The sequence below is a fragment of the Kouleothrix sp. genome (assembly GCF_046328425.1).
Classification (GTDB): Bacteria; Chloroflexota; Chloroflexia; order Chloroflexales; family Roseiflexaceae; genus Kouleothrix.
The window spans coordinates 155,577-177,436 of sequence record NZ_JAXLWP010000005.1 but is presented as its reverse complement, the minus strand read 5'-3'; the positions used below and the strand labels follow the sequence as shown (position 1 = coordinate 177,436).

Genomic DNA, 21,860 nt, shown 5'->3' with positions numbered 1-21,860 from the left:
CGAGATGCCTTACCAAACGAAAACCCTTGCGTTTTGGTATGGGAGGCCGTATAATGAGCCCATGCTACCGGGTAGCTACGCATCCAGCCCGTCTATTAGGGAAGGCGCATGGAAGAGCAAGAAAGAGCTACAGCCGACGAGCAGGTCGATCTCGGATCAAGCCACGCCAACGGAACGCCCCACGATCTGTCTGCTGAAGAAGCGGAAGACCGCGCCTTGATGGAGCAGTTCCTCCTCAACCCCGCGCACGATTATCGCAATCTTCAGTATGGCGACACCGTCGACGGCGTGATCATGCGCGTTGACAGAGACGAGATCCTGGTCGACATTGGTTCGAAAGCTGAAGGGGTGGTGCCAGCGCGCGAAATGCAGTCGCTGGCGGCGGAGGATCGGGGGGCTCTGCGCCCTGGCGACGAGCTACTAGTCTTTGTCGTTCAGACCGAAGATAAAGAAGGGCGCGCGGTTCTTTCAGTCGACAAGGCCCGCCAAGAGAAGAGCTGGCGGCGGCTGCAGCAGAGCTTCGAGAACAACGAGGTGATCGAGGCAAAGGTGATCAACTACAACAAGGGCGGCCTGCTGGTGAATCTCGACGGCGTGCGCGGGTTTGTGCCGTCGTCGCAGGTCAGCGGCATCAGTCGCGGCCCCGAGACGCAGAAGCAATCGGATATGGCCAAGATGGTGGGCAGCTCTATGCCGCTGAAGGTCATCGAGATCAACCGCAACCGCAACCGTCTCATCCTTTCCGAGCGCCAAGCCGTACAAGAAGTACGCGAGGGCCGCAAAGACGAGCTGCTCACCGCGCTGAAAGAGGGCGACGTTCGCACTGGCGTCGTGACCTCGATCGCCGATTTCGGCGCCTTTGTCGACATTGGCGGCGCCGACGGGCTGGTACACCTTTCCGAGCTATCGTGGAGCCGCGTGAAGCACCCCAGCGAGGTGCTCAAACCCGGCGACAAGGTCAGGGTCTACATCTTGAGTGTCGACCACGACCGCAAGCGCATTGCACTGTCGATCAAGCGAACGCAGAGCGAGCCGTGGTCGACGGTGAACGAGCGCTACCAGCTTGGCCAGATCGTAGAGGGAACGATCACCCAGCTGGCGTCGTTCGGCGCGTTCGCGCGGATCGAAGACGGCGTCGAGGGCCTGGTTCACGTTTCCGAGATGGGCGACGGGCGGATTCAGCATCCGCGCGATGTCGTTCAGGAGGGCGACGTGGTAAAGGCGCGCATTATTCGTATCGACTCGGCGCGCAAGCGCATGGGCCTGAGCATGCGCCAGCCCGGCGATAGCGGTGACTCGGCCGCAGCAGCCGGCAACGAGCCGGAGTAGCGCGACGCGGCATCTGGGGGGAGAGGAACTAGATCTAGTGGAGAACAACTATGTCCGAACGGGCGTTTGATAAATTCACCAAACGCGCCAAACAGGTGCTGCAAATTGCCACCGAAGAGGCGCGCGCGTTCAACCATCCATATATTGGCACCGAGCACATCCTGCTTGGCCTGATCAAAGAGGGCGAGGGCGTCGCCGCACGCGTGCTCGACGACCTGGGCGTGAAGCTGTCGCAGGCGCGCCACGCCGTCGAGTTCATCGTGGGCATGGGCGAAGGCCCGACGCGCGAGGGCCAGGACCTGACGGCGCGCGCCAAAAAGGTGATCGCCTACGCCGTCGACGAGGCCAAGCGCCTGAACCATCACTACATCGGCACCGAGCACCTGCTGCTCGGCCTGGTGCGCAACGGCGAGGGCGTGGCCACCGGCGTGCTCGATATCATGGGCGTCTCGCTCGAGCAGGTGCGCACCCAGGTGATGCGCGTGCTGCGCCAGGGCACCGGCGCCGGGATGGAGCGCTCGTCGGCCGGCGGCGCCCCGGCCTCGACACCGCCGGCGGCGCAGTCGCAGCGCCAGAGCAAGACACCATACCTCGACGCGCTGGGCGCCGACCTTACCGAGATGGCCGAGGCCGGCCGGCTCGACCCGGTGGTGGGCCGCCAGCACGAGATCGAGCGCGTGATCCAGATCCTCTCGCGCCGCACCAAGAATAACCCGGCGCTGATCGGCGAGCCTGGCGTCGGCAAGACGGCAATTGTCGAGGGGCTGGCGCAGCGGATCGTCTCGGGCGATGTGCCCGACAGCATCAAGGGCAAGCGCGTGGTGACGCTCGACATGGGCGCGCTGGTGGCTGGCACCAAGTATCGCGGCCAGTTCGAAGAGCGGCTGAAGCGCGTGGTCGACGAGATCAAAGAAACGCGCTGCATCCTGTTCATCGACGAGTTCCACACGATCATTGGCGCGGGCGGCGCCGAGGGCACGCTCGACGCGGCGAACATCCTCAAGCCGGCGCTCTCGCGCGGCGAGCTGCAGACGATCGGCGCCACAACGCTCGATGAGTACCGCAAGTACATCGAGCGCGACGCGGCGCTCGAGCGCCGCTTCCAGCCGGTGATGGTCGACCAGCCGACCGAGGACGAGACGATCGAGATCCTGCGCGGCATCAAGAGCCGCTACGAAGACTTCCACCAGCTGCAGATCTCCGACGATGCGATCAAGGCCGCCGCGCACCTCTCGGCGCGCTACGTGCCCGATCGCTTCCTGCCGGACAAAGCGATCGACCTGATCGACGAGGCCGCCGCGCGCGTGCGCATGACCCGCTCGGCCACGCCGCCATCGCTGCGCGATGCGCTGCGCGGGCTGGAGGCCATCCGCAAAGAGCGCGAGGCCGCGCTTGAAGATGCCCAACACGACCTAGCCACCGACCTGCGCGAAAAAGAAGATCGCATGCTCGCCCGGATCGCCAAGATCGAGAGCGACATGGGCATCAACAGCGACGCGCAGGCCTCGGAGCGGCCGTACGTCACCGAGGAGGATATCGCCGAGGTGATCGGCATGTGGACGGGCATCCCGGTGAAGCGCCTGCAGGGCGACGAGACCACGCGCCTGTTGCAGATGGAAGACTTCCTGCACAACCGCGTCGTCGGCCAGCAAGAGGCGATCGTCACGATCGCCAAGGCGGTGCGGCGCGCGCGAGCCGGCCTGAAAGACCCGAAGCGGCCGATCGGCTCGTTTATCTTCCTTGGGCCTACTGGCGTCGGCAAGACCGAGCTGGCCAAAACGCTGGCCGAGTTCATGTTCGGCTCGGAAGATCACCTGATCAAGATCGACATGTCGGAGTTCCAGGAGCGCCACACCACCTCGCGGCTGGTCGGCTCGCCTCCGGGCTATGTCGGCTACGGCGAGGGCGGGCAGCTCACCGACGCGGTGCGCCGCAAGCCCTACAGCGTGGTGCTGTTCGACGAGATCGAGAAGGCCCACCCCGACGCCTTCAACCTGCTGCTGCAGGTGCTGGAGGATGGCCAGCTCACCGACGGCAAGGGCCGCAGGGTCGACTTCCGCAACACAATCATCATCATGACCTCGAACGTCGGCACCGAGCACATTCGCCGGGCCTCGCGGATCGGCTTCTCGGCCTTCTCGACCGGCAGCGAGCTCGACACCGACGACGTGCGCAAGAAGGTCGACGATGCGTTGAAGCAGCTGTTCCGGCCCGAGTTCCTCAACCGCATCGACGCAACGATCATCTTCCACGCGCTCACAAACGAGGAGATCCACCAGATCACCTCGCTGATGCTGAAGCGCGTGCAGGAGCAGCTGAAAGAGCACAGCCTAACGCTCGAGGTGCGACCGGACGGCATCGACCTGCTGGCCAAGCGCGGCTACGATCCGGCCTTCGGCGCGAGGCCGCTGCGCCGGATCATCACCAACCTGATCGAGGATCCGCTGTCGGAGGGCGTGCTCGAAGGGCGCTTCCAGGCCGGCGATACGGTGGTGATCGATACGGCCACGCTTGAGAGCGGCGAGACGTACCTGCGGCTGCGGCCGGCGCGCGAGGTGAAGGCCGAGATCGAAGAGGAAGAGGGCGCGATCGCCTAAAAACGACCCACCAAGCCTGCAAGCATCGGGGCCGCGAGCATTTGCTCGCGGCCCTTTTGCGTGCGCCGAGCGAGATCAGCCATTCGGGCATGGCCTGCGTGTTATAATTGTCGTAAAGTACAGCGCAGAGCGCGCGCTATTATCGCGAGGCAGGCGCTACGTGCCGCGCAAGAGCCCGTAGCACTGGCGCGGCGGAGACCGTAGCTTTTGGCGAAAACACGTACAGTCTATATCTGCCAGCAGTGCGGCTCGCAGCAGACGCGCTGGATGGGCAAATGCCCCGACTGCGGCACCTGGGACAGCCTGGTGGAGCAAGTCGAGCGCAAAGAGCCTGGCGCGGGGGCGCGCGGGCGCGGGCCGATCGGCGCGGGCGGCATGAACCAGCCGGTGCCACTGCGCGAGGTGCCAACCGGTGGGTTCGCGCGGCTGCCGCTGCTTGGCGACGAGTTCGGGCGGGTGCTAGGCGGCGGCCTGGTGCCCGGCTCGGTGGTGCTGATCGGCGGCGACCCCGGCATTGGCAAAACCACGCTGCTCAGCCAGGCCGCCGCCGACTTTGCCGACCGGCTGGGGACGGCGCTGTATATCTCGGCCGAGGAGTCGATCCAGCAGATCAAGCTGCGCGCCTCGCGCATGGGCCTCGACCCCGAGCGCATGCTGGTATACTCGGAAACCAGCCTCGACGCGATCCTTGAGCAGATCGCCAACACTCGCCCGCAGCTCGTGGTCGTCGACTCGATCCAGACGGTGTACCTCGAAGAGCTAACCTCAGCGGCCGGCAGCGTCAGCCAAGTGCGCGAGGGCGCGCTGCGGCTGCTGCGGCTGGCGAAAGACACCGGTATCCCGATGTTTCTGGTGGGCCACGTTACCAAAGAAGGCGCGATCGCCGGGCCACGTGTGCTTGAGCATATTGTCGACGTGGTGCTATACCTGGAAGGCGAGCGCTTCCACCAGTACCGGCTGCTGCGCGGCGTGAAAAACCGCTTCGGCTCGACCGACGAGGTTGGCGTGTTCGAAATGACCGAAGGCGGGCTGCGCGAGGTCAGCAACCCCTCGCAGGTCTTCCTGGCCGAGCGCAGCGCCAACACGCCCGGCTCGGCCGTAGCGGTGACCATGGAAGGCACGCGCCCGCTGCTGGTAGAAGTGCAGGCGCTGACCGCAAATACCAACAGCGCGCAGCCGCGCCGCACCTCGAACGGCTTCGACATGAACCGCCTGCTGATGCTGGTGGCGGTGCTGAGCAAGCGCGTGGGGCTGCCGCTGTTCAACCAAGACATCTACGTGAATATTGTCGGCGGCCTGCGGATCACCGAGCCGGCCGCCGACTTAGCAGTAGCGGTGGCGATCGCCTCATCGTACCGGAACATGCGCGTGCGCAACGACCTGGTGCTGGTCGGCGAGATCGGCCTGTCGGGCGAGCTGCGCAGCACCAGCCAGCTTGAGCGGCGGCTGGGCGAGGCCGCCAAGCTCGGCTTTGGCCGATCGGTGTACCCGCGCACCAGCGCCGTGCCGAAAGTCGATGGCATGAACCTAGCCGAGGTGCGCTCGGTAGCCGAGGCCGTGGAGCTGGCGCTGGAGCGTGGCGACGGCTCGCCAAAGGCCGACGACCACGCGGCGCGGCGCGCGCGCGCCGAAGATGATGAATAGGCGCAAGCCGACGAGCGTGGGGCTTGGATTGTTCGTTGTTCGTCTGGGCAGCTATGAGAGTTAGCCTCAACTTCCTGGCGCGAATACTGGGTATGAGCTTGCTGGCCTATATCGGCCACAGCGTTGGGCAGGCGCTTTCGAGCGCACAACCGACTGAAAACGAGCTGCTGGCCACCCAGCTGCTGACGCTGGCCGGCGCGGGGCTAGGGCTGCTCACGACCCATCGCTGGACGATCGAGCCAGCGCAGCGCGGAATCCGCTATATCAAGAGCATCTCGATCGCCGAGCTGACGGCGATTATTTTCGGCGCGCTGATTGGGCTGCTGCTGGCGCTGCTGCTGGCGGTGCCGCTGGCGCAGCTGCCGCGGCCGTTTGGCCAGTTTTTGCCGCTGGCGGCGGCGCTGGCGCTGGCCTACCTGGGCGCGACGATCTTCTCGGCGCGCAAAAAAGAGCTGGGCGCGCTGCTGCGCAGCACGCGCGCGCCGCTGGTGCTGCCCCAGCAGCTGCTCGAGGGCATCCCGCCCGCCAACCGCTACCTGCTCGACACCTCGGCGATCATCGACGGGCGGATCGCCCAGGTCGGCAAGACCGGGTTCATCGACGGGCCGCTGATCGTGCCGAACTTCGTGCTGAACGAGCTGCAGACACTGGCCGACTCGGCCGACGAGCTGCGCCGCGCAAAAGGGCGCCGCGGCCTCGACATCCTGAACACCATGCAGAAAGAAGCCAGCCCGCCGATCGAGATCGCTGAAGTCGAGATCACCGGCGCCCAGCAGGTCGACGACAAGCTGGTGATCATGGCGCGGCAGTATCGCTGCCCGATCATCACCAACGACCACAACCTCGGGCGCGTAGCCGGGCTGCAGGGCGTGAAGGTGCTGAGCCTGAACCAGCTTTCCGACGCGGTGCGCCCGCCGGTCGTTTCGGGCCAAGAGCTGCGGGTGCTGATCCGCGACATCGGCCGCGAGCGCGAGCAGGGCATCTCGTTCCTCGACGACGGCACGATGATCGTGGTGGAAGATGCGCGCCGGCTGATCGGCCAGGAGGTGACTGCCACGGTGACGCGCGTTCACCAGACACAGACTGGGCGAATCGTGTTCGCGCACCTCAGCAATGGCAAATCGTAGCTCAGGGCGCGCGCCCCGAGCGCGGCTCCTTGAACGCCGCGCTATCGAGCATGATCGTCACCGGCCCATCGTTGTGCAGCATCACGTCCATGTGCGCGCCGAACACGCCCTGCTCCACCGCCAGCCCGCGCGCGCGCAGCTCGGCGGCGAACGCCTCGACTAGCGGCGCGGCCACGTCGGGCAGGGCCGCGTCGGTGAAGCTGGGCCGCCGGCCGCGCCGCGTGTCGGCGTAGAGGGTAAACTGCGACACAACCAGCGCCGCGCCGCCTATGTCGAGCGCCGAGCGGTTGAAGCGCCCGGCATCGTCGGCGAAGATCCGCAAATTGGCAATCTTCTCGGCCAGCAGCACCGCTTCGGCGCGGGTATCGCCCTGGCCAACGCCAAGAAGAATCAGCAACCCACGCGCAATCTGCCCCACGACCACGCCATCGACGGTGACCGAAGCCGCGCTAACGCGCTGTACCACTGCTCGCATGCCATACCTTTTGATCGGACAGACGAATAGGATTAGAAGTTACGCACTTGCGTGATTCAGCTTCCTCACGGTACGAGATCGCGCCTGGGCAGCGCGGTTTTTCCGCACGGAGCACGGCAAAATCGCACACGATACGGAGCATAGTACCGCTTTTCCGGAGGCTGAAGGCGCCAGCTGCGTAAGCCCTAAGGATATTATAGATCGGCAGCGGAGAGATACCAATGAACAACGAGCAGCGCACGCTGATATTACAACGCCTTGCTGCCGCCTTGGCGCGCCGCCGGCTCGTGGCGCCCGCGCGGATCGCGCTCGACGTCATCGCCCCACTCGGCTTTCTGGCCGGGCAGGCGGCGCAGTTCGTACACCCGCTGGTGCCGGCCGGGCGCTGGCACGACTACGTAGCAGCGCTCAGCGACGAGCAAGGCTGGAGCACGCTCCAGAGCCTGGTAGAGCAGTGCGACTGTTGACAAACGATCTCTTTTGGTTTAGACTTCAAGCCATGACTGGCCCGCCGCTGTAAAGAATTGTAGCGGAGTTCGACGGTGATTGTGCCACAACAAACAGTGCTCTTGCTGATCATCGTACTGCTTGTCATTATTCTCACCCTGCTGAATCACGCGCGCGCCATTGCCGGAAAGCGGCCAATCAGCCGCCGGCCACTGAAGGCGCTCGACCCGATCAGCCAGGCGCTGGCGCGCGGGGCTGAAACCGGCCGGGCCATTCATCTTTCGCCGGGCAGCGGCGCGATTGGCGCACGCGCCAGCACGCTCGAAACGACGGCTGGGCTGCTGGCGGCCGAGCGCGTCGCGAGCGAGGCCGCGCGGAATGGCGCCCCGCTGCTCACCAGCAGCGGCGACGCCGTGGCACACCTGGCGCTACGCGGCGCGCTACGCCAGGCGTATCAGCGCGCCGGCCTCGGACAGGATTACGACCCTGCCAGCGTCCAGCTGTTGGCGCACCAGGATCCAATGGCCTACGCATCGGGCGTGGCGACGCTCTACGGCCGCCAGAAGCTCGAGGCTAGCCAGATGATCGGCAGCTTTGGCCAGGAAATTTTGCTGGCGACCGAGAGCGGCGCCCAGCAGGGCGCGCCACAGGTGAGCGGCGCCACCACCACCACCGGGCTGCCGCTGATGTATCTCAGCAGCGAGGCAACGCTGATCGGCGAAGAGATCTACGCCGCCGAGGCGTACCTGGCACACGCGGCCGCGCCCCAGGCGCGTCTGCTGACGATCGATACCCTGCGCACGGTGATTATTGTGGCGATAGTGGTGCTGGCACTGCTGGCGGCAAGCGGCCTGCCGATCTCGTTGTAGCCCGCGCTGCTCGGTGAGGCGAACGTGTCGTTTCTACGCGACCTTAAGCGATTCATACCCACGATTATCGCCGGCGCCGCCGGCTTAATCGTCTTGATCGACTTCGCCGGCGCCACGCCGACGATCGACGTGGTGGCGCGGCTGCTGATCGAGTGGGCCGCGCTGCTGGCCGTACTGGCGCTGATCGTCGGCCTGCTGAGCGTGGTGGGCGGGCACCTGCGCCGCGTGCTGCGCCGCCAGGCCGACTGGGGCTACAGCCTGGTGCTGCTGCTGGCGATGCTGCTGGTGATCATCAACGGCACGATCATTGGGCCGACGACGGGAGGCTACACGCTGTTCCCGAGCAGCCTGGTCGAGCAGCCGATCCGCGATGTGTTCCACGCCGTGTACGAGCCGCTTGGGGCGGCGTTCCTGGCGCTGCTGGCGTTTTTCAGCCTGAGCGCTGCGCTGCGCGCGCTGCGCCGCCGCACCGCCGACGCGCTGGTGATTGTGATCATCGCCGCGCTGGTGCTGGCGCTGAACGCGCTACCACAGCTGCAGCAGCTCCCAGTGCTGGGCGAGAGCGTGCGCTGGGTTTCTGATTATGTCGCGCTGGCGGGCGCGCGCGGCCTACTGATTGGCGCCGCGCTTGGCGCAGTTGTAGCGGGCGTGCGGGTGCTCCTGGGCTTCGACCAGCCGTATCTTGACCGCTAAGGGAGCGCGTTGGTGAGCAGCGATCGACCAGACGACAACAAGAACCTGCCGCCCTGGCTGCGCGATGTGCCGCTGCCGCCCGAGCCGCGCAGCACGCAACCAGCGAATACACCGCGCGCGCCGAAGCCGGATGCCGCGCAGCCCGCGCTGCCCGAGTGGCTGCGCGACCTGAGCGACGACGCGCCGGCCCAACCTGCCCCGCCGCAGCCCGCGCTGCCCGAATGGCTGCGCGAAGCCGCGCCAGCCGATGCTGCCGCGCCTTTGCCCGAGGGGCTGCGCGATATTGCCAAGCCCGAGGCACCCGCTACGCCACCCGCCGATGCCGCGCTGCCCGAGTGGCTGCGCGACACCGAGGCCGCCACGCCAGCTGCCGAGTCGGGCCAGATGCCTGGCTGGCTGGGCGCAGACGAAACTGCCGCCCCCGCCGATCTGCCCGAGCCGGAGGTGCCCGACTGGCTGCGCAGCCTTTCCGATGGTATATCCATCGAGACCCCTGCCGCTGCGCCCGAGCCGCCTGCTGCACCGGAACCGCCCGCTTCGCGCGAACAGCCTGCGGCCCTACCGAGCTGGCTGAGCGAAGCTGCGCCCGAGTCGCCTGCTGCACCGGAACCGCCCGCCACCTCCGAACAGCCTGCCGCATTACCGAGCTGGTTAAGTGAAGCTTCGCCTGAGCCGCCTGCCGCGCCCGTGCCGCCTGAGCCTGAGCAACCAGCCCTACCAAGCTGGCTGAGCGAAGCTGCACCCGAGCCGCCTGCCGCGACCGTGCCTGAGCAACCAGCCCTGCCAAGCTGGCTGAGCGAAGCTGCACCCGAGCCGCCTGCCGCGACCGAGCCGCCCGCGCCCGAACAGCCTGCCGCACCGCTGGACGCACTCGGTCTGCCCAGCTGGCTGAGCGATGGGCCAAGTGAAACCGACGACAACGCCACGCTGGCGCCGTTCTCATTCGATGAGTTGGAAACCGCCGACGAGCAGACCAAGCCAGCCGCCCCACCGTCGTGGCTTGCGCGCGACATCGACACATCGGCGGAAAATACCCCGGCGTGGCTGAGTGCGCCGCCGAGGCCCGCCGACGACACGGCCGACGTGCCTCTATGGCTCCAAGAGCGCGCGGACGACGCGACGCCACCAGGCGCCCAGCTTGGCCAACCACCCGCTGCCGAAACACCGCCACTCGCCGCATCGCCTAGCGGCGACACAGCGTTGCCCGGCTGGCTGAGCGCAAGCCCGCCGCCATCGGACGAGCTGCCCGAGTGGCTGCGCGATACTGAAGCGCCAAATATGCCGACGCTGCCGCCGACGCCAGCTCCAGTGCCGCCGCTCGCTCCACCGGTAACACCAGCCGCCGACGAACTGCCTGAATGGCTGCGCGACACGCCCAACGCCGGCAGCGCGCCCGCCGCCGAGACGCCAGCGTGGCTGCTCGATACGGCCGCGCCGGCCGAGCCTACGCCGCCAGCTGAAGATACTGACGACATCCCGATGTGGCTGCGCGATATCAACACGGCAGCTCCCGCTGAGCCAGACACCGCGCCTGCACTGCTCCAGCCGGCCATGCCTGACGACAGCGTGCCAGCGTGGCTGCGCCCGGCCGAGGCCAAGCCAAACGAGGCCGACGAGCTACCGCCCTGGCAGCGCGATGAGACAGGCGCGCCGCTTCCTACCGCAGGCACCCCTGGCGATTCCAACCTGCCAAACTGGCTGCGCGGCGCGACGATCGCGCCAGGTGCCGATACCACGCCGGCAAGCCCCGCGCCAGGCACCCAGCCCGCCGCGCCGGCACCCGCAGCAGATGAGCTAGTGGGAGGCGTCGAGCTGCCGGCCTGGCTGCGCCCGGCCGAGACCGAGCCGGCCAAAGATGAGATCACCGCAACCGACGCGCGCGCGCTCGACTGGCTGACGCGACTTGGCGCGCATGATGAAGAAGAGCTCGAGGCGGCCGGCGCCGCGGCAAGCTTCAAGCTGGCCCCGCCGGCGCTGCCAACCCGAAGCCCGGCGCAGATCGAAGCGCTGGCCTTGCTCGAGCAGCTGGCGGCTACGCCGTTTCCTACGCCAGTGCCGGCCGCCGAGCCCGCCGCGCCACGGTTCTGGCAGCGCTTCGGGATCGAACGGCTGCTGTACCTGAGCCTGTTCCTCGCGCTACTCGCCGCGCTGCTGCTGGCGCCGCCCGGCCTACTCGGCACCGACGTGCCGGTAAGCGCACCCGGCGCGGCCGACCTGTTCAAGCAGATCGACGCGCTCGGCCCGAACGATATCGTGCTGGTGGGCTACGAGTGGGATGTGCGCCGCGGCGGTGAGCTGCGGCCGCTCGAGCAGGCCGTGCTTGGCCACCTGATCGACCATCATGTCAAGCTGGTGCTGATCAGCACCGACTCGCAGGGCTCGCTGCTGCTGTTCGATCTGCGCGACCGCCTGGAGGCGGCCGGCTACCAGCCGCGCGGCGAAGATTACCTGTTGCTGGGCTACAAGCCTGGCGCCGAGCTGGCGCTGCGCTCGCTGGCGCAGGATTTCCCGGCCGCGCTGCGCTCGGATTTTCAGGGCAACGACGCCACGGGCAGCCTGCTCGCCACTACGCCCGACCGGCAGCTGCGCCTGAAGACACTGGGCGATTTCTCGATGGTGCTGGTGCTCGGCGACGACCCGGCCGATGTGCAAAGCTGGATGGAGCAGGCGCACCCGAGCGCGCTACGCGCCAATGGCGGCTACGTGCCGTTCGCTTTTGTGCTGCCGGCCGAAACCGCGCCGATCGTGCAGCCGTACCTGAGCCAGCCGAATGTACTGCACCTCGCCGGCACGCAGGGCGCGCTGGCGTACCAGCAGCTGCGCGGCGCCAGCGGCCAGCCGGCGGCGCAGATCGCCGTCGCGGCCAGCCAGCAGCGCCTCGGCCAGCTACTCTACGTGGCGCTGCTGCTGATCGGCATGGCCGCCGTGGGCATCTACAGCGCGGTAACGCGCGGGAGGAACCGATCGTGACGCCAGCGATCATCAATACCGTCGCGATCGTGCTGACGCTCATGGTGCTGAGCCGGATCGCCGGCGATAACCCGCTGTTCCGGATCGCCCAGTATCTGTTCGTCGGAGTATCGCTGGGCCTGGCATTCGTGGTGGCATACCACCAGGTGCTGGTACCTGCGGTTCGCGGGCTCGGCAACGGCCAGAGCCAGGCGACGATCTACGGCATCCCGCTGGCGCTTGGCCTGCTGCTGCTGCCGCGCATCAGCCGGCGCCAGGAATTCTCGTGGCTGGCGAACATCCCGCTGGCGCTGGTGTTTGGCGTCGGCGCGGCCCTCGCGGTCGGCGGCGCGATCATTGGAACGCTGCTCCCGCAGATCTTCGACACCGCCAACCGGCCGATCTCGAACGACCCCGCGCAGCTCGCCGGGGTGGTGGTGCTGGCACTCGGCACCGTGATCACACTGGCGGCCTTCTACTACACCAGCCCGCAAGAGGGCGCGCGCGCCCGAACCATGGCGCTGATCACCGCGCTGGGGCACTGGCTGCTGATGATCGCGTTCGGCTTTTTCTTCGCCAGCGCAGTGCAAAGCTACCTGAGCGCGCTGATCGAGCGGCTCGTTTTTGTGCTGCGCTACTTCGGCCTAATCGGATGAACCGGCGCGCTGCGGCGCGCGAATTGCACGACAACTATGCCACACAAACCCGGCGCTCTGCTGGTTGCCGAAATTGGCAACGTCACAACCCGCGTTACGCTTGTCGATCTCGTCGACGGCGAGATGCGGCTGATCGGCCAGGCCAGCGTGCCAAGCACCACCGAGCCGCCGTTCGAGAACGCGGTGATTGGCATCCTCGAGGCCGCCAGCCAGCTGAGCGAAACGACCGGCCGCCAGCTGATGCACGACGGCAGCCTGCTGATGCCGCAGACCAACGAGCGCGACGGCGTGAACTCGGTGGTAGCGCTCACCAGCGCCAGCCCGCCCATGAGCGTGGTCGTCGCCGCGGTGGCGAGCGAGATGTCGGCGCGCAGCGCAACCCGCGCCAGCCGGCCGACCTACACCACGCTGCTCCAGACGATCACGCTCGACGACGCGGCTGGCGCCTCGCCTGACGGCGATCACTCGTGGATCGAGCGGCAGGTGCAAACGCTCATGGGCCTGCGCCCCGATGTCGTGATCATCGCCGGCGGGCTCGAGGACGGCGCGCAAGACGCGCTGGTGCGCCTGGCGCATATCGTCGGGCTGACGGCGCTGACCACGCGCGTGGACTCCGATGGCCAGCCGCGCCAGGATATCAACAAGCGCCGGGTGATTTTCGCCGGCAACAGCTACGCCCGCGAGCGAGTGATCGAGGCGCTCTCGAGCCGCGCCGACCTGCAGTTGGTGGACAATGTGCGGCCCACGCTCGACGCCGAGCAGCTGACGCCGATGCGCCAGATGCTCACCAAGCTGTATAACGAGGCGCTGCTGCCGCTGGTGCCGGGCGCGCCAGCGCTGCGGCGCATCAGCAGCGCTCCGTTGGCCTCGGCCAGCGACGCTGCCGGGCTCATGACGCGCTTTGTGGCCGAGCACTACCACCGCGCCACGCTGGCGATCGACTGCGGCTCGGCCAACACGGCGCTCTACCTGGCCGAGGCCGGGCGGTATACGCCGATGGTGTTTGGCGCGATCGGCAGCGGCTACGGCCTCGGCGGGCTGCTGGCCGAGCGCGGCGCGGCGGCGATCGCCCGCTGGCTGCCGTTCGCGATCAGCGAGCGCGAGCTGACCCACTGGCTGCTGAACAAGATGCTGCGCCCGCAGACCATCCCGGCCTCGCGCGACGACGTGCTGATTGAGCAGGCAGTGGCGCGCGAGGCGCTGGCGCTGGCGCTGGCCGAGCTCCAGGGCGAGCGCACCGCCACCTACGATTACGTAGTGGCCGGCGGTGGCGTGCTGGCAAACGCCCCCCACCCCGGCCTGGCCGCGCTGACGATCCTCGACGCGCTGCAGCCCAGCGCCGACGAAAGCGTGCTGGCGATCGAGCTGCACCTCGATACGCTCGGGCTGCTGGCGGCGTGTGGCGCGCTGGCAGCCAGCAACCCCGACGCGGCGCTTACGCTGTTCGAGCGCGACCTGCTGCGCAACACGCCGCTGGCGACGTGCGTTGTGGCGCTGGGCAGCGGCCGCCTGGGCGAGCCGGCCGTCGAGGCCGAGCTACGCGAGGTTGGTGGCGCCGTCCAGCGCGTGACGGTGGCGCACGGCCAGATTGGCCGGCTGGCGCTGGCGCCCAACCGCAAAGCCCAGCTGATGCTGCGGCCGATCGGCAATGTGCGGATCGGGCGGAACGCGCCGGGCGAAGAGGTGGCTTCCGATGTGGCCGCGATCAGTGGCAGCGCGCTTGGCGTGGTGATCGACGCGCGCGGACGGCCGCTGCGCCTGCCCGACGAGCCAGCCGGCCGCCAGAAGCTGCTCTGGGAGTGGCTGGTGGCCGTCGGCGCCGAGCAAGGGCCGCTGCCTTACCCGATCGCCGAGGTGATCGCCGACGCGCCAGTGAGCATCTCGCCGGCCACCCCGACGATCGCGTTTGCCGACGCAAGCGCCTCGGCGCCCGGCGCTGCCAACGGCGCGCCCGAGGCGCCCGCCACGCTCGAGCGCGACCTGGCCAAGCTGCGCCAATCGATCGAAGAGCCCAAAAAAGGCGGCTTCTTGCGGCGCAAGCGCTAGCAAGGCATGTGCAACGTCCTTCGCCCTCACACCCTCGCCCCCGCTCCCAAGCGCGGGAGAAAGACGAAGAGGGCGAGGGCCATGCAGTTGCGGCCCCCCCCTGCCCGTGCTATAATGCAGCCGCGACGCCAGCAATGCCGGATTGTGTAATGGTAGCACTACGGACTTTGGATCCGTCTGTCCAGGTTCGAATCCTGGTCCGGCAGCCAGGCTTTTCTTGAGGACATGCCGCGACAGCACAATCGATGGATAGCACAGTGCCTCGGCTGGTGGCGCCAGGGGCCATCTCGCACAGTGAAGAATTTGTTCTTCGCTGTTTTTTTTGACTATGAAAGCGCCTGATCTTGGGATCGTAGTGATTGCGGCGGGCAAAGGCACGCGCATGCGCTCGGCGCTGCCCAAGGAGCTGCACCCGCTGTGCGGGCGGCCGATGCTGGGGCACGTGCTGGCGCTTGCCGACGCGCTCGAGGCCGCCTACACCGTGGTGGTGCTGTCGGACGAAAAGCTCGGCCCGGCGCGCGCGCAGTTCGGCCCGCGCTATGCCTACGCCGTACAGCACGAGCAGCTTGGCACTGGCCACGCGGTGCTGCAGGCGCGCCCGGCGCTGCCGCGCCCCGCCGACGACGTGCTGGTGCTGTATGGCGACACGCCGCTGCTGCGCCCGTCTACGGCGCGCGCGGCCGTCGAGCTGCGGCGCCGGAGCGGCGCGCTGGTGGGCATCCTCAGCATGTATGTCGCGCCGCCATCGGGCTATGGCCGGATCGTGCGCGACGCCAGCGGCCAGGTGGTGGCGATCGTCGAGGAGCGCAACGCTACGCCCGAGCAGTTCGCAATCAGCGAGTGCAACAGCGGCGTGATGTGCTTCGATGCCGAATGGCTGTGGCCCGCGCTCGACCGGATCGCGCCAAACCCGCTGAAGGGCGAGTATTACCTGACCGACCTGGCCGAAATGGCCGTGGCCGAGCGCGGCACCGGCGCAGCAGTGGCGCTGCCGGCGGCCGACCCAGCCGAGGCCCAAGGCATCAACGACCAAGCCCAGCTGGCGCAGGCTGGCGCGGTGCTGCGCCAGCGCATCCTGAACGACCTGATGCTCGCAGGCGTCACGGTCATCGACCCTGCGGCCACCTACGTCGATGTAGGCGTGAGCGTCGGGCGCGGCACAACCTTGTGGCCGGGCACGCTGCTGCGAGGCAGCACCAGCGTAGGCGCCGGCTGCGAGATCGGCCCCTATGCCACGATCGTCGACTCGGAGATTGGCGACGGCGCCCGTGTGCGGCACGCGCTGATCGAGCGCGCCACTGTAGCCGCAGGGGCCGAGGTTGGCCCATTTGTGCATCTCACCGATAGCTGACCCGCCAGGCGTAGGGCATGGCGCGCTTTGACCTCACCATACACTACGCATGACGCAACACGGAGCATATGGAAGGGCGACTGCAAATTTTCAGCGGTAACGCGAACCGCCAGCTGGCCAGCGAGATCGCCGGCCACCTGAACATCAACCTTGGCCGCGCGACGGTCGGCCGTTTCAAAAACGGCGAGTCGCGCGTGAAGCTCGAAGAGAACGTGCGCGGCTCCGACGTGTTCGTGATCCAGCCAACCTGCACGCCGGTGAACGAGCACCTCATGGAGCTGCTGCTGCTGATCGACGCGCTGCGCCGCGCCTCGGCCGCGCGCGTGACGGCGGTGATACCCTACTACGGCTACGCCAAGCAGGAGAAGAAAACCACCGGGCGCGAGCCGATCTCGGCCAAGCTGGTGGGCAACCTCATCCGCACTGCCGGCGCCAACCGCGTGCTGACGATGGATCTGCACGCGCCGGCGATCGAGGGCTTTTTCGATATCCCGGTGGATCACCTGCAGGCCGGCCCGCTGCTGGCCGAGTACGTGCGCGAGCTAAACCTACCGAAGCTGGTGGTGGTCTCGCCCGACGCCGGTGGCGTAGGCCGCGCCAATAGCTTTCGCGAGCGCGTGGGCGCCGGGCTGGCGATCATCGCCAAGCAGCGCCCGCAGCCCGACGTGGCCGAGGTGCTCGAGATGGTCGGCGATGTCGAGGGCCGCACCGCCGTGATCGTCGACGATATGATCTCGACCGGCGGCACGCTGGCCGAGGCCGCGCGGGCGCTGCGCGAGCGCGGCGCGGTGGCGGTGCACGCCTGCGCCACCCACGGCATCTTCGCCGGCGACGCGATCGGCATTATTGCGAAATCGATGCTGGTGGAGACGGTGGTGACCAACACCATCCCCCTGCCCGCAGACTGCGACCACGCGCGCATTCGCGTGATCAGCGTGGCGCCGCTGTTCGCCGAGGCGATCATGCGCATTCATAAGGATCTTTCGCTGAGCGCGCTGTTTTCGTAGTGAGGTATCGACTAATTTGGAGTCAGAATCTAGCCTTATTTCCGCCGGCATCCTGCTGTGCCTCGTGCTGCTGGCGTTTACCTCGGCCGCCGACGCCGCCATGGGCGCGATCGGCCGGCACCGCCTGAACGCACTGCAAGAAGAGGGCGCGCCGCGCGCCAGGCAGATGGCGCGCCTGCTCTCCGACCCATACCGCTTCAAGGCCGCCATTCTGCTGGTGAACGCCGCCAGCATCATCACCGCCACCGCCTTCACACTGCTGCTGACGCGCCCGCTCGATCTGGGCTGGCGGCTGGGCGCGCTCGGCGCGCTGCTGCTGCTGATCCTGATCTTCAGCGAGGCGCTGCCCAAGGCGCTGGCGCTGCGCAACCCCGTGTCGGCCGCCCAGATGCTGGCGCGCCCGATGGCGCTGATCACGGCGCTGCTCTGGCCGCTGATCAGCCTGATGAACCTGGTGATTGGCCCGCTGATGCGCCGCCTGAGCGGCCGCGAGGTGTCGAAGCTGCCGCTGGTGACGGAAGAAGAGCTGCGGCTGCTGGTGAATGTTGGCGAAGAAGAGGGCCTGATCGAGCCCGACGAGCGCGAGATGATCGAGGGCATCTTCTCGTTTGGCGACACCGTGGTGCGCGAGGTGATGGTGCCGCGCGTCGATATTGTGGCGCTCGACGAAGGCGCCTCGCTCGACGAGGCGCTCGATATGGTCATCACCTACGGTCATTCGCGCGTCCCGGTGTATCACGAGACGATCGACCAGATCAGCGGCATTCTGTACGCCAAAGACATGCTGCCATGGCTGCGCGCCGGCCAGCGCGAGCGCCTGCACGACGGCACGCTGCCGCTGACGGGCCTGCTGCGGCCACCGTACTTCGTGCCCGAGACAATGAAGGTCGACGCGCTGCTAAAAGACCTGCAGGCCCGCAAAGTGCACCTGGCGATCGTCGTCGACGAGTACGGCGGCACCGCCGGCGTGGTGACGATCGAAGACCTGCTGGAGGAGATCGTCGGCGAGATCCAGGACGAGTACGACGCCGAGGAGCCATCGGTGCGGCGCGTGGCCGAGGGCGAGCTGATCGCCGACGCGCGCGTGCTGCTCGACGACCTGAACGATATGATCGGGCTGCGGCTCGAGTCCGACGAGTCCGATCGGATCGGCGGGCTGGTGTACGAGCGGCTGGGGCGCGTGCCGAAGGCCGGCGACGAGGTGCAGCTGGCCGACGGCGTATCGATCACCGTGCTGTCGGTCGAGGGGCTGCGGCCGCGCCAGCTGCGGCTGATCTACCCGCCGGCCGGCGACCTTGAGATTGGCGCCTCGAAAGGAGCGGCGGCGGACGATGACGACGCAGCCTGACTACAGCGATCTGGTGGCCCAGGCGCGCGCGGCACGCGCACGGGCCTACTGCCCCTACTCGAACTTCGCGGTTGGCGCGGCGGCCCTGGCATCCGACGGGCGCGTGTTCCCCGGATGTAATGTCGAGAACGCGGCCTACCCGGCGGCGATCTGCGCCGAGCGGGCCGCGCTGGTCGGGGCATACGCGGCTGGCGCACGCGCCATCACGGCGCTGGTGGTGATCGCCGATACGCCCGGCCCGGTGAGCCCGTGCGGCACCTGCCGCCAGGTGATCCACGAGCTGGCGCCCGGCTGCACGGTGGTGCTGGCGAACATGCGCGGCGAGCTGCTCGTCACGACACCGCAGGCGCTGCTGCCGGGCGGCTTCACCAGCGACGACCTCACGCCTCGGCGCTGACGACGGCGTGCCCGCCAAACTCGTTGCGCAGCGCCGCTGCCACCTTCGCCGCGAACGACTCGTCCTGGCGCGAGAGAAAGCGCATCTGCAGCGCAAGCGCGATCACCGGCGCGGGCACCGCCAGGTCGATCGACTCCTGCACCGTCCAGCGGCCCTCGCCGCTGTCGTGGACGTAGCCCTTGATCGCGGCCAGGTCGGGATCTTTGGCGAAGGCATCGGCCGCGAGATCGAGCAGCCACGAGCGCACCACGCTGCCGTTCTGCCACAGCTCGGCCAGGCCGTGCAGATCGTAGCCGAACTCGCGCTTGGCGCGCAGGATCTCGAAGCCCTCGGCGTAGGCCTGGATCATGCCATACTCGATGCCGTTGTGCACCATTTTGGCGAAGTGGCCGGCGCCGGAAGGCCCGACGTGGCGGTAGCCGTGCGGCGGAGCGAGCGTCGCCAGGATCGGCTCGACCGCGGCGAACACGGGCGCGTCGCCGCCGGCCATCAGGCAGAAGCCCTCGCTGAGGCCCCAGACCCCGCCGCTGACGCCAATATCGAGGAAGTGGATGCCGCGCTCGGCCAGCTGCGCGGCGTGGCGCAGGGTGTCGCGGTAGTTCGAGTTCCCGCCGTCGATCAGCGTGTCGCCGGGCGCGAGTATACCGGCCAGGCCGTCGATCTGCTGGCTGGTAGGCGCGCCGGCCGGGATCATGAGCCAGACGACGCGCGGCGCCGCGAGCTGGCGCACGAGATCTTCGGGGCTGCCGGCGCCCGCGCCGCCCGCCGCGCGCAGCGTCTCGACTTGAGCCGGCGCGCGGTCGTAGCCCACCACGGTGTGGCCGCCGCCGATCAGCCGCCGGGCCATGTTGAGGCCCATGCGGCCAAGCCCGATCATGCCAAGTTGCATTCGTTTCTCCTCGCCCTTCAGGGCAAATGCGGTCGCTTCATTGTACATCGTGTCGCTGACGCGAGAAACGCGGTGTCCTCCCGCGTGGGAGGCTTGGAGGGCGGCTTTGCCGCCCCGAACCCCACCACGTCACTCGGTCGCTGACGCGAGAAACGCTGCGCCTCGCCCGCAGCCTCGCCGCGATATGCCTGCTCGCGCCGCGAGTGCAAGAATCACGCCCTGGCATAGTTCTTGCTTTCACAAAGGTGGCCAGTTCGATATACAGGCAGGCAATGTATGCGGCACGCCCCCACGCGCGGGGCGTTTTGGCGAGCCAACTGAAAGGTGGAACGTGGAGGATACGATGACGACGGGCCAGATACACGCGCCGGAGCAACCCACGCAGGTGCCGCACGGCGCGCACGATCGCGGCGACGGCACGGTTTCGTTCGCGCTATGGGCGCCTTGGAAGAAGAGCGTGCACCTGATCGGCGAGTTCAACGGGTGGGATGCCAGCGCCGACCCGCTGGCAGTCGACGAGAGCGGGCTGTGGTCGATCGAGAAGCGGCTGGAGCCAGGGCGCTACGGCTACCAGTTCGTGATCGACGGCGAGACGACAATCAGCGACCCGTACGCGCGCGCGCTGCGCTGGGTCGATGGCTCGCCGCACGCACTGGTGGACGTCGGCGCCAAGCCCTACGAGTGGAACGACGCGGGCTTTCAGATCAAACCGCTGAACCAGCTGGTGATCTACGAGCTGCACGTCGGCGACTTCAGCCCCGAGGGCACATTCAAAGGCGTGACCGCGCGGCTCGACCACCTGGCGCAGCTGGGCGTCGACGCGATCGAGCTGATGCCGATCCAGGAGTTCCCCGGCGACCAGAGCTGGGGCTACAACCCGGCCTACTTCTTCGCGCCGGAAAGCGCGTATGGCACGGCCGAAGACCTGAAGCAGCTGATCGACGCGGCACACCAGAAGGGCATCGGCGTCATCCTCGACATGGTGTTCAACCACACCACCGGCGATGCGCCGCTGAACCGGCTGTACCCCTACGACCAGAACCCCTACATGAGCACCGACGGCAACCCGTACGGCTTCCCCGACCTGAACCACTGGAACGACGCCACCAAGCGGCTGATCGCCGACATCCAGAGCTACTGGCTGAATGAGTACCACATCGACGGCTTCCGCTACGATTATGTCGAAGGCATCGACTGGGACGGCGTGAATGGCATGAGCTTCATCACCTGGTCGGCGCGCCAGGCCAAGCCCTACGCCTACCTGATCGCCGAGCATATCGTCGGCGACACGGCCGCAGTGGTGCGCGAGACCGAGGCCGACGCCTCGTGGCACTGGCAGTTCACCAAAGTGCTGCGCGCGCAGCTGCGCGAGGGCGAGTACGAAGGCCAGCAGTACGGCGACATGGACGCGCTGCTGCGGGTGATCACGTTCGGCGGCGACGGCTACGCCGACAACGCCCAGCCGATCAACTACCTCGAGAGCCACGACGAAGACCGCGCCATGCTAGTGGCGATGACCAACCCGGCCATTGGCGACGCCGGCGCGGTGCGCAAGAGCATGCTCGGCGCGATCGTGCTGTACACCGCGCAGGGCGTGCCGATGCTGTACCACGGCCAGGAGTTCGGCGCGCACGCCCCCAAAACCATCGGCACGAGCAAGCTGCCGTGGGAATACCTCGAGAGCGACTCGGGCAAAGCGCTGTACCACCACTACGCCACGCTGGCGTACCTGCGCCACACCCAGGCCGCGCTTCAAACGAACTACTTCCAGCCGCTGCTGGTAGACGCCGAGCGCAAGGTGCTGGCGTACCAGCGCTGGGCCGACAACGGCAGCGTGGTGGTGGTGGCGGTCAACTTCTCGCCGGCCGACCAGCGCGTGGCGATCGACTTCCCGCGCGCCGGGCGCTGGCACGAGTGGCTGCACGACTACGACGAGCACGTCGGCGATGGCCCGGTCGAGGTCGACCTACCGGACTCGTTTGGCAAGATCTGGGTACTGCAAGCGTAGTTTTGATCTGGCTGCAGGCGAGCGGCGA

Annotated in this window: 17 protein-coding genes and 1 tRNA gene; 16 read left to right on the top strand and 2 right to left on the bottom strand. The window is 67.6% G+C overall.

What is annotated here, in order from left to right:
- Positions 1 to 108: 108 nt before the first annotated feature.
- From rpsA to U0177_RS05460, 4 genes are all read left to right on the top strand, one after another.
- Complete coding sequence (gene rpsA / locus U0177_RS05475) at positions 109 to 1,329, top strand: 30S ribosomal protein S1 (RefSeq protein WP_409569591.1); 1,221 nt, start codon at positions 109 to 111, stop codon at positions 1,327 to 1,329.
- Positions 1,330 to 1,379: 50 nt separating this feature from the next.
- Positions 1,380 to 3,926 carry an ATP-dependent Clp protease ATP-binding subunit gene (locus tag U0177_RS05470; protein WP_409569590.1) on the top strand — a complete coding sequence of 849 codons (2,547 nt, stop codon included), beginning with the start codon at positions 1,380 to 1,382 and terminating at the stop codon, positions 3,924 to 3,926.
- Between the two features lie 207 nt (positions 3,927 to 4,133).
- The gene (radA, locus tag U0177_RS05465; RefSeq protein WP_409569589.1) at positions 4,134 to 5,570 is read left to right on the top strand and encodes a DNA repair protein RadA; all 1,437 of its coding nucleotides are present in this window, start codon (positions 4,134 to 4,136) and stop codon (positions 5,568 to 5,570) included.
- Positions 5,571 to 5,662: 92 nt separating this feature from the next.
- Positions 5,663 to 6,697, top strand: a complete 1,035-nt coding sequence (locus U0177_RS05460; protein ID WP_409569588.1) for a PIN/TRAM domain-containing protein — start codon at positions 5,663 to 5,665, stop codon at positions 6,695 to 6,697.
- Position 6,698: 1 nt separating this feature from the next.
- On the opposite strand, the gene dtd is transcribed toward U0177_RS05460, so the two are convergent.
- Positions 6,699 to 7,172 carry a D-aminoacyl-tRNA deacylase gene (gene dtd, locus U0177_RS05455; protein WP_409569587.1) on the bottom strand — a complete coding sequence of 158 codons (474 nt, stop codon included), beginning with the start codon at positions 7,170 to 7,172 and terminating at the stop codon, positions 6,699 to 6,701.
- A 221-nt stretch (positions 7,173 to 7,393) separates the two neighbouring features.
- Between dtd and U0177_RS05450 the strand changes: the two genes are divergently transcribed.
- The 11 genes from U0177_RS05450 (at position 7,394) to cdd (ending at position 18,935) form a co-directional block, all read left to right on the top strand.
- Positions 7,394 to 7,639 (top strand): hypothetical protein, encoded by a 246-nt coding sequence (locus U0177_RS05450; RefSeq protein WP_409569586.1) that lies wholly within the window; start codon positions 7,394 to 7,396, stop codon positions 7,637 to 7,639.
- 81 nt (positions 7,640 to 7,720) lie between these two features.
- Positions 7,721 to 8,488 carry a DUF6754 domain-containing protein gene (locus U0177_RS05445; RefSeq protein ID WP_409569585.1) on the top strand — a complete coding sequence of 256 codons (768 nt, stop codon included), beginning with the start codon at positions 7,721 to 7,723 and terminating at the stop codon, positions 8,486 to 8,488.
- A 24-nt stretch (positions 8,489 to 8,512) separates the two neighbouring features.
- Positions 8,513 to 9,181 carry a hypothetical protein gene (locus U0177_RS05440; RefSeq protein ID WP_409569584.1) on the top strand — a complete coding sequence of 223 codons (669 nt, stop codon included), beginning with the start codon at positions 8,513 to 8,515 and terminating at the stop codon, positions 9,179 to 9,181.
- 12 nt (positions 9,182 to 9,193) lie between these two features.
- Entirely contained in the window at positions 9,194 to 12,151 is a 2,958-nt protein-coding gene (locus tag U0177_RS05435; RefSeq protein WP_409569583.1) for a hypothetical protein, read from the top strand.
- Positions 12,148 to 12,786: a hypothetical protein gene (locus U0177_RS05430; RefSeq protein ID WP_409569582.1), complete on the top strand. Its 639-nt coding sequence runs from the start codon at positions 12,148 to 12,150 to the stop codon at positions 12,784 to 12,786. Before U0177_RS05435 ends, U0177_RS05430 begins: the two co-directional genes overlap by 4 nt.
- A 36-nt stretch (positions 12,787 to 12,822) precedes the next feature.
- Positions 12,823 to 14,832 carry a glutamate mutase L gene (locus U0177_RS05425; RefSeq protein ID WP_409569581.1) on the top strand — a complete coding sequence of 670 codons (2,010 nt, stop codon included), beginning with the start codon at positions 12,823 to 12,825 and terminating at the stop codon, positions 14,830 to 14,832.
- A 135-nt stretch (positions 14,833 to 14,967) separates the two neighbouring features.
- A tRNA-Gln gene (locus U0177_RS05420) sits at positions 14,968 to 15,041 on the top strand.
- A 119-nt stretch (positions 15,042 to 15,160) separates the two neighbouring features.
- A complete protein-coding gene (locus U0177_RS05415) occupies positions 15,161 to 16,183 on the top strand; it encodes a bifunctional N-acetylglucosamine-1-phosphate uridyltransferase/glucosamine-1-phosphate acetyltransferase (protein ID WP_409569580.1) in 1,023 nt (340 codons plus the stop codon).
- Positions 16,184 to 16,251: 68 nt separating this feature from the next.
- Positions 16,252 to 17,190, top strand: a complete 939-nt coding sequence (locus U0177_RS05410) for a ribose-phosphate diphosphokinase (protein ID WP_409569579.1) — start codon at positions 16,252 to 16,254, stop codon at positions 17,188 to 17,190.
- A 16-nt stretch (positions 17,191 to 17,206) separates the two neighbouring features.
- Positions 17,207 to 18,538, top strand: a complete 1,332-nt coding sequence (locus U0177_RS05405; RefSeq protein ID WP_409569578.1) for a hemolysin family protein — start codon at positions 17,207 to 17,209, stop codon at positions 18,536 to 18,538.
- Entirely contained in the window at positions 18,522 to 18,935 is a 414-nt protein-coding gene (gene cdd, locus U0177_RS05400) for a cytidine deaminase (protein WP_409569577.1), read from the top strand. Before U0177_RS05405 ends, cdd begins: the two co-directional genes overlap by 17 nt.
- Here cdd and gnd read toward each other — a convergent pair.
- Entirely contained in the window at positions 18,919 to 19,824 is a 906-nt protein-coding gene (gene gnd, locus U0177_RS05395) for a phosphogluconate dehydrogenase (NAD(+)-dependent, decarboxylating) (protein ID WP_409569576.1), read from the bottom strand. The two genes, cdd and gnd, sit on opposite strands and share 17 nt — an antisense overlap.
- A gap of 343 nt (positions 19,825 to 20,167) precedes the next feature.
- On the opposite strand from gnd, the gene U0177_RS05390 reads away from it, so the two are divergent.
- Positions 20,168 to 21,832, top strand: coding sequence for an alpha-amylase family glycosyl hydrolase (locus U0177_RS05390; protein WP_409569575.1), 1,665 nt, complete (start codon positions 20,168 to 20,170; stop codon positions 21,830 to 21,832).
- Positions 21,833 to 21,860 lie beyond the last annotated feature (28 nt).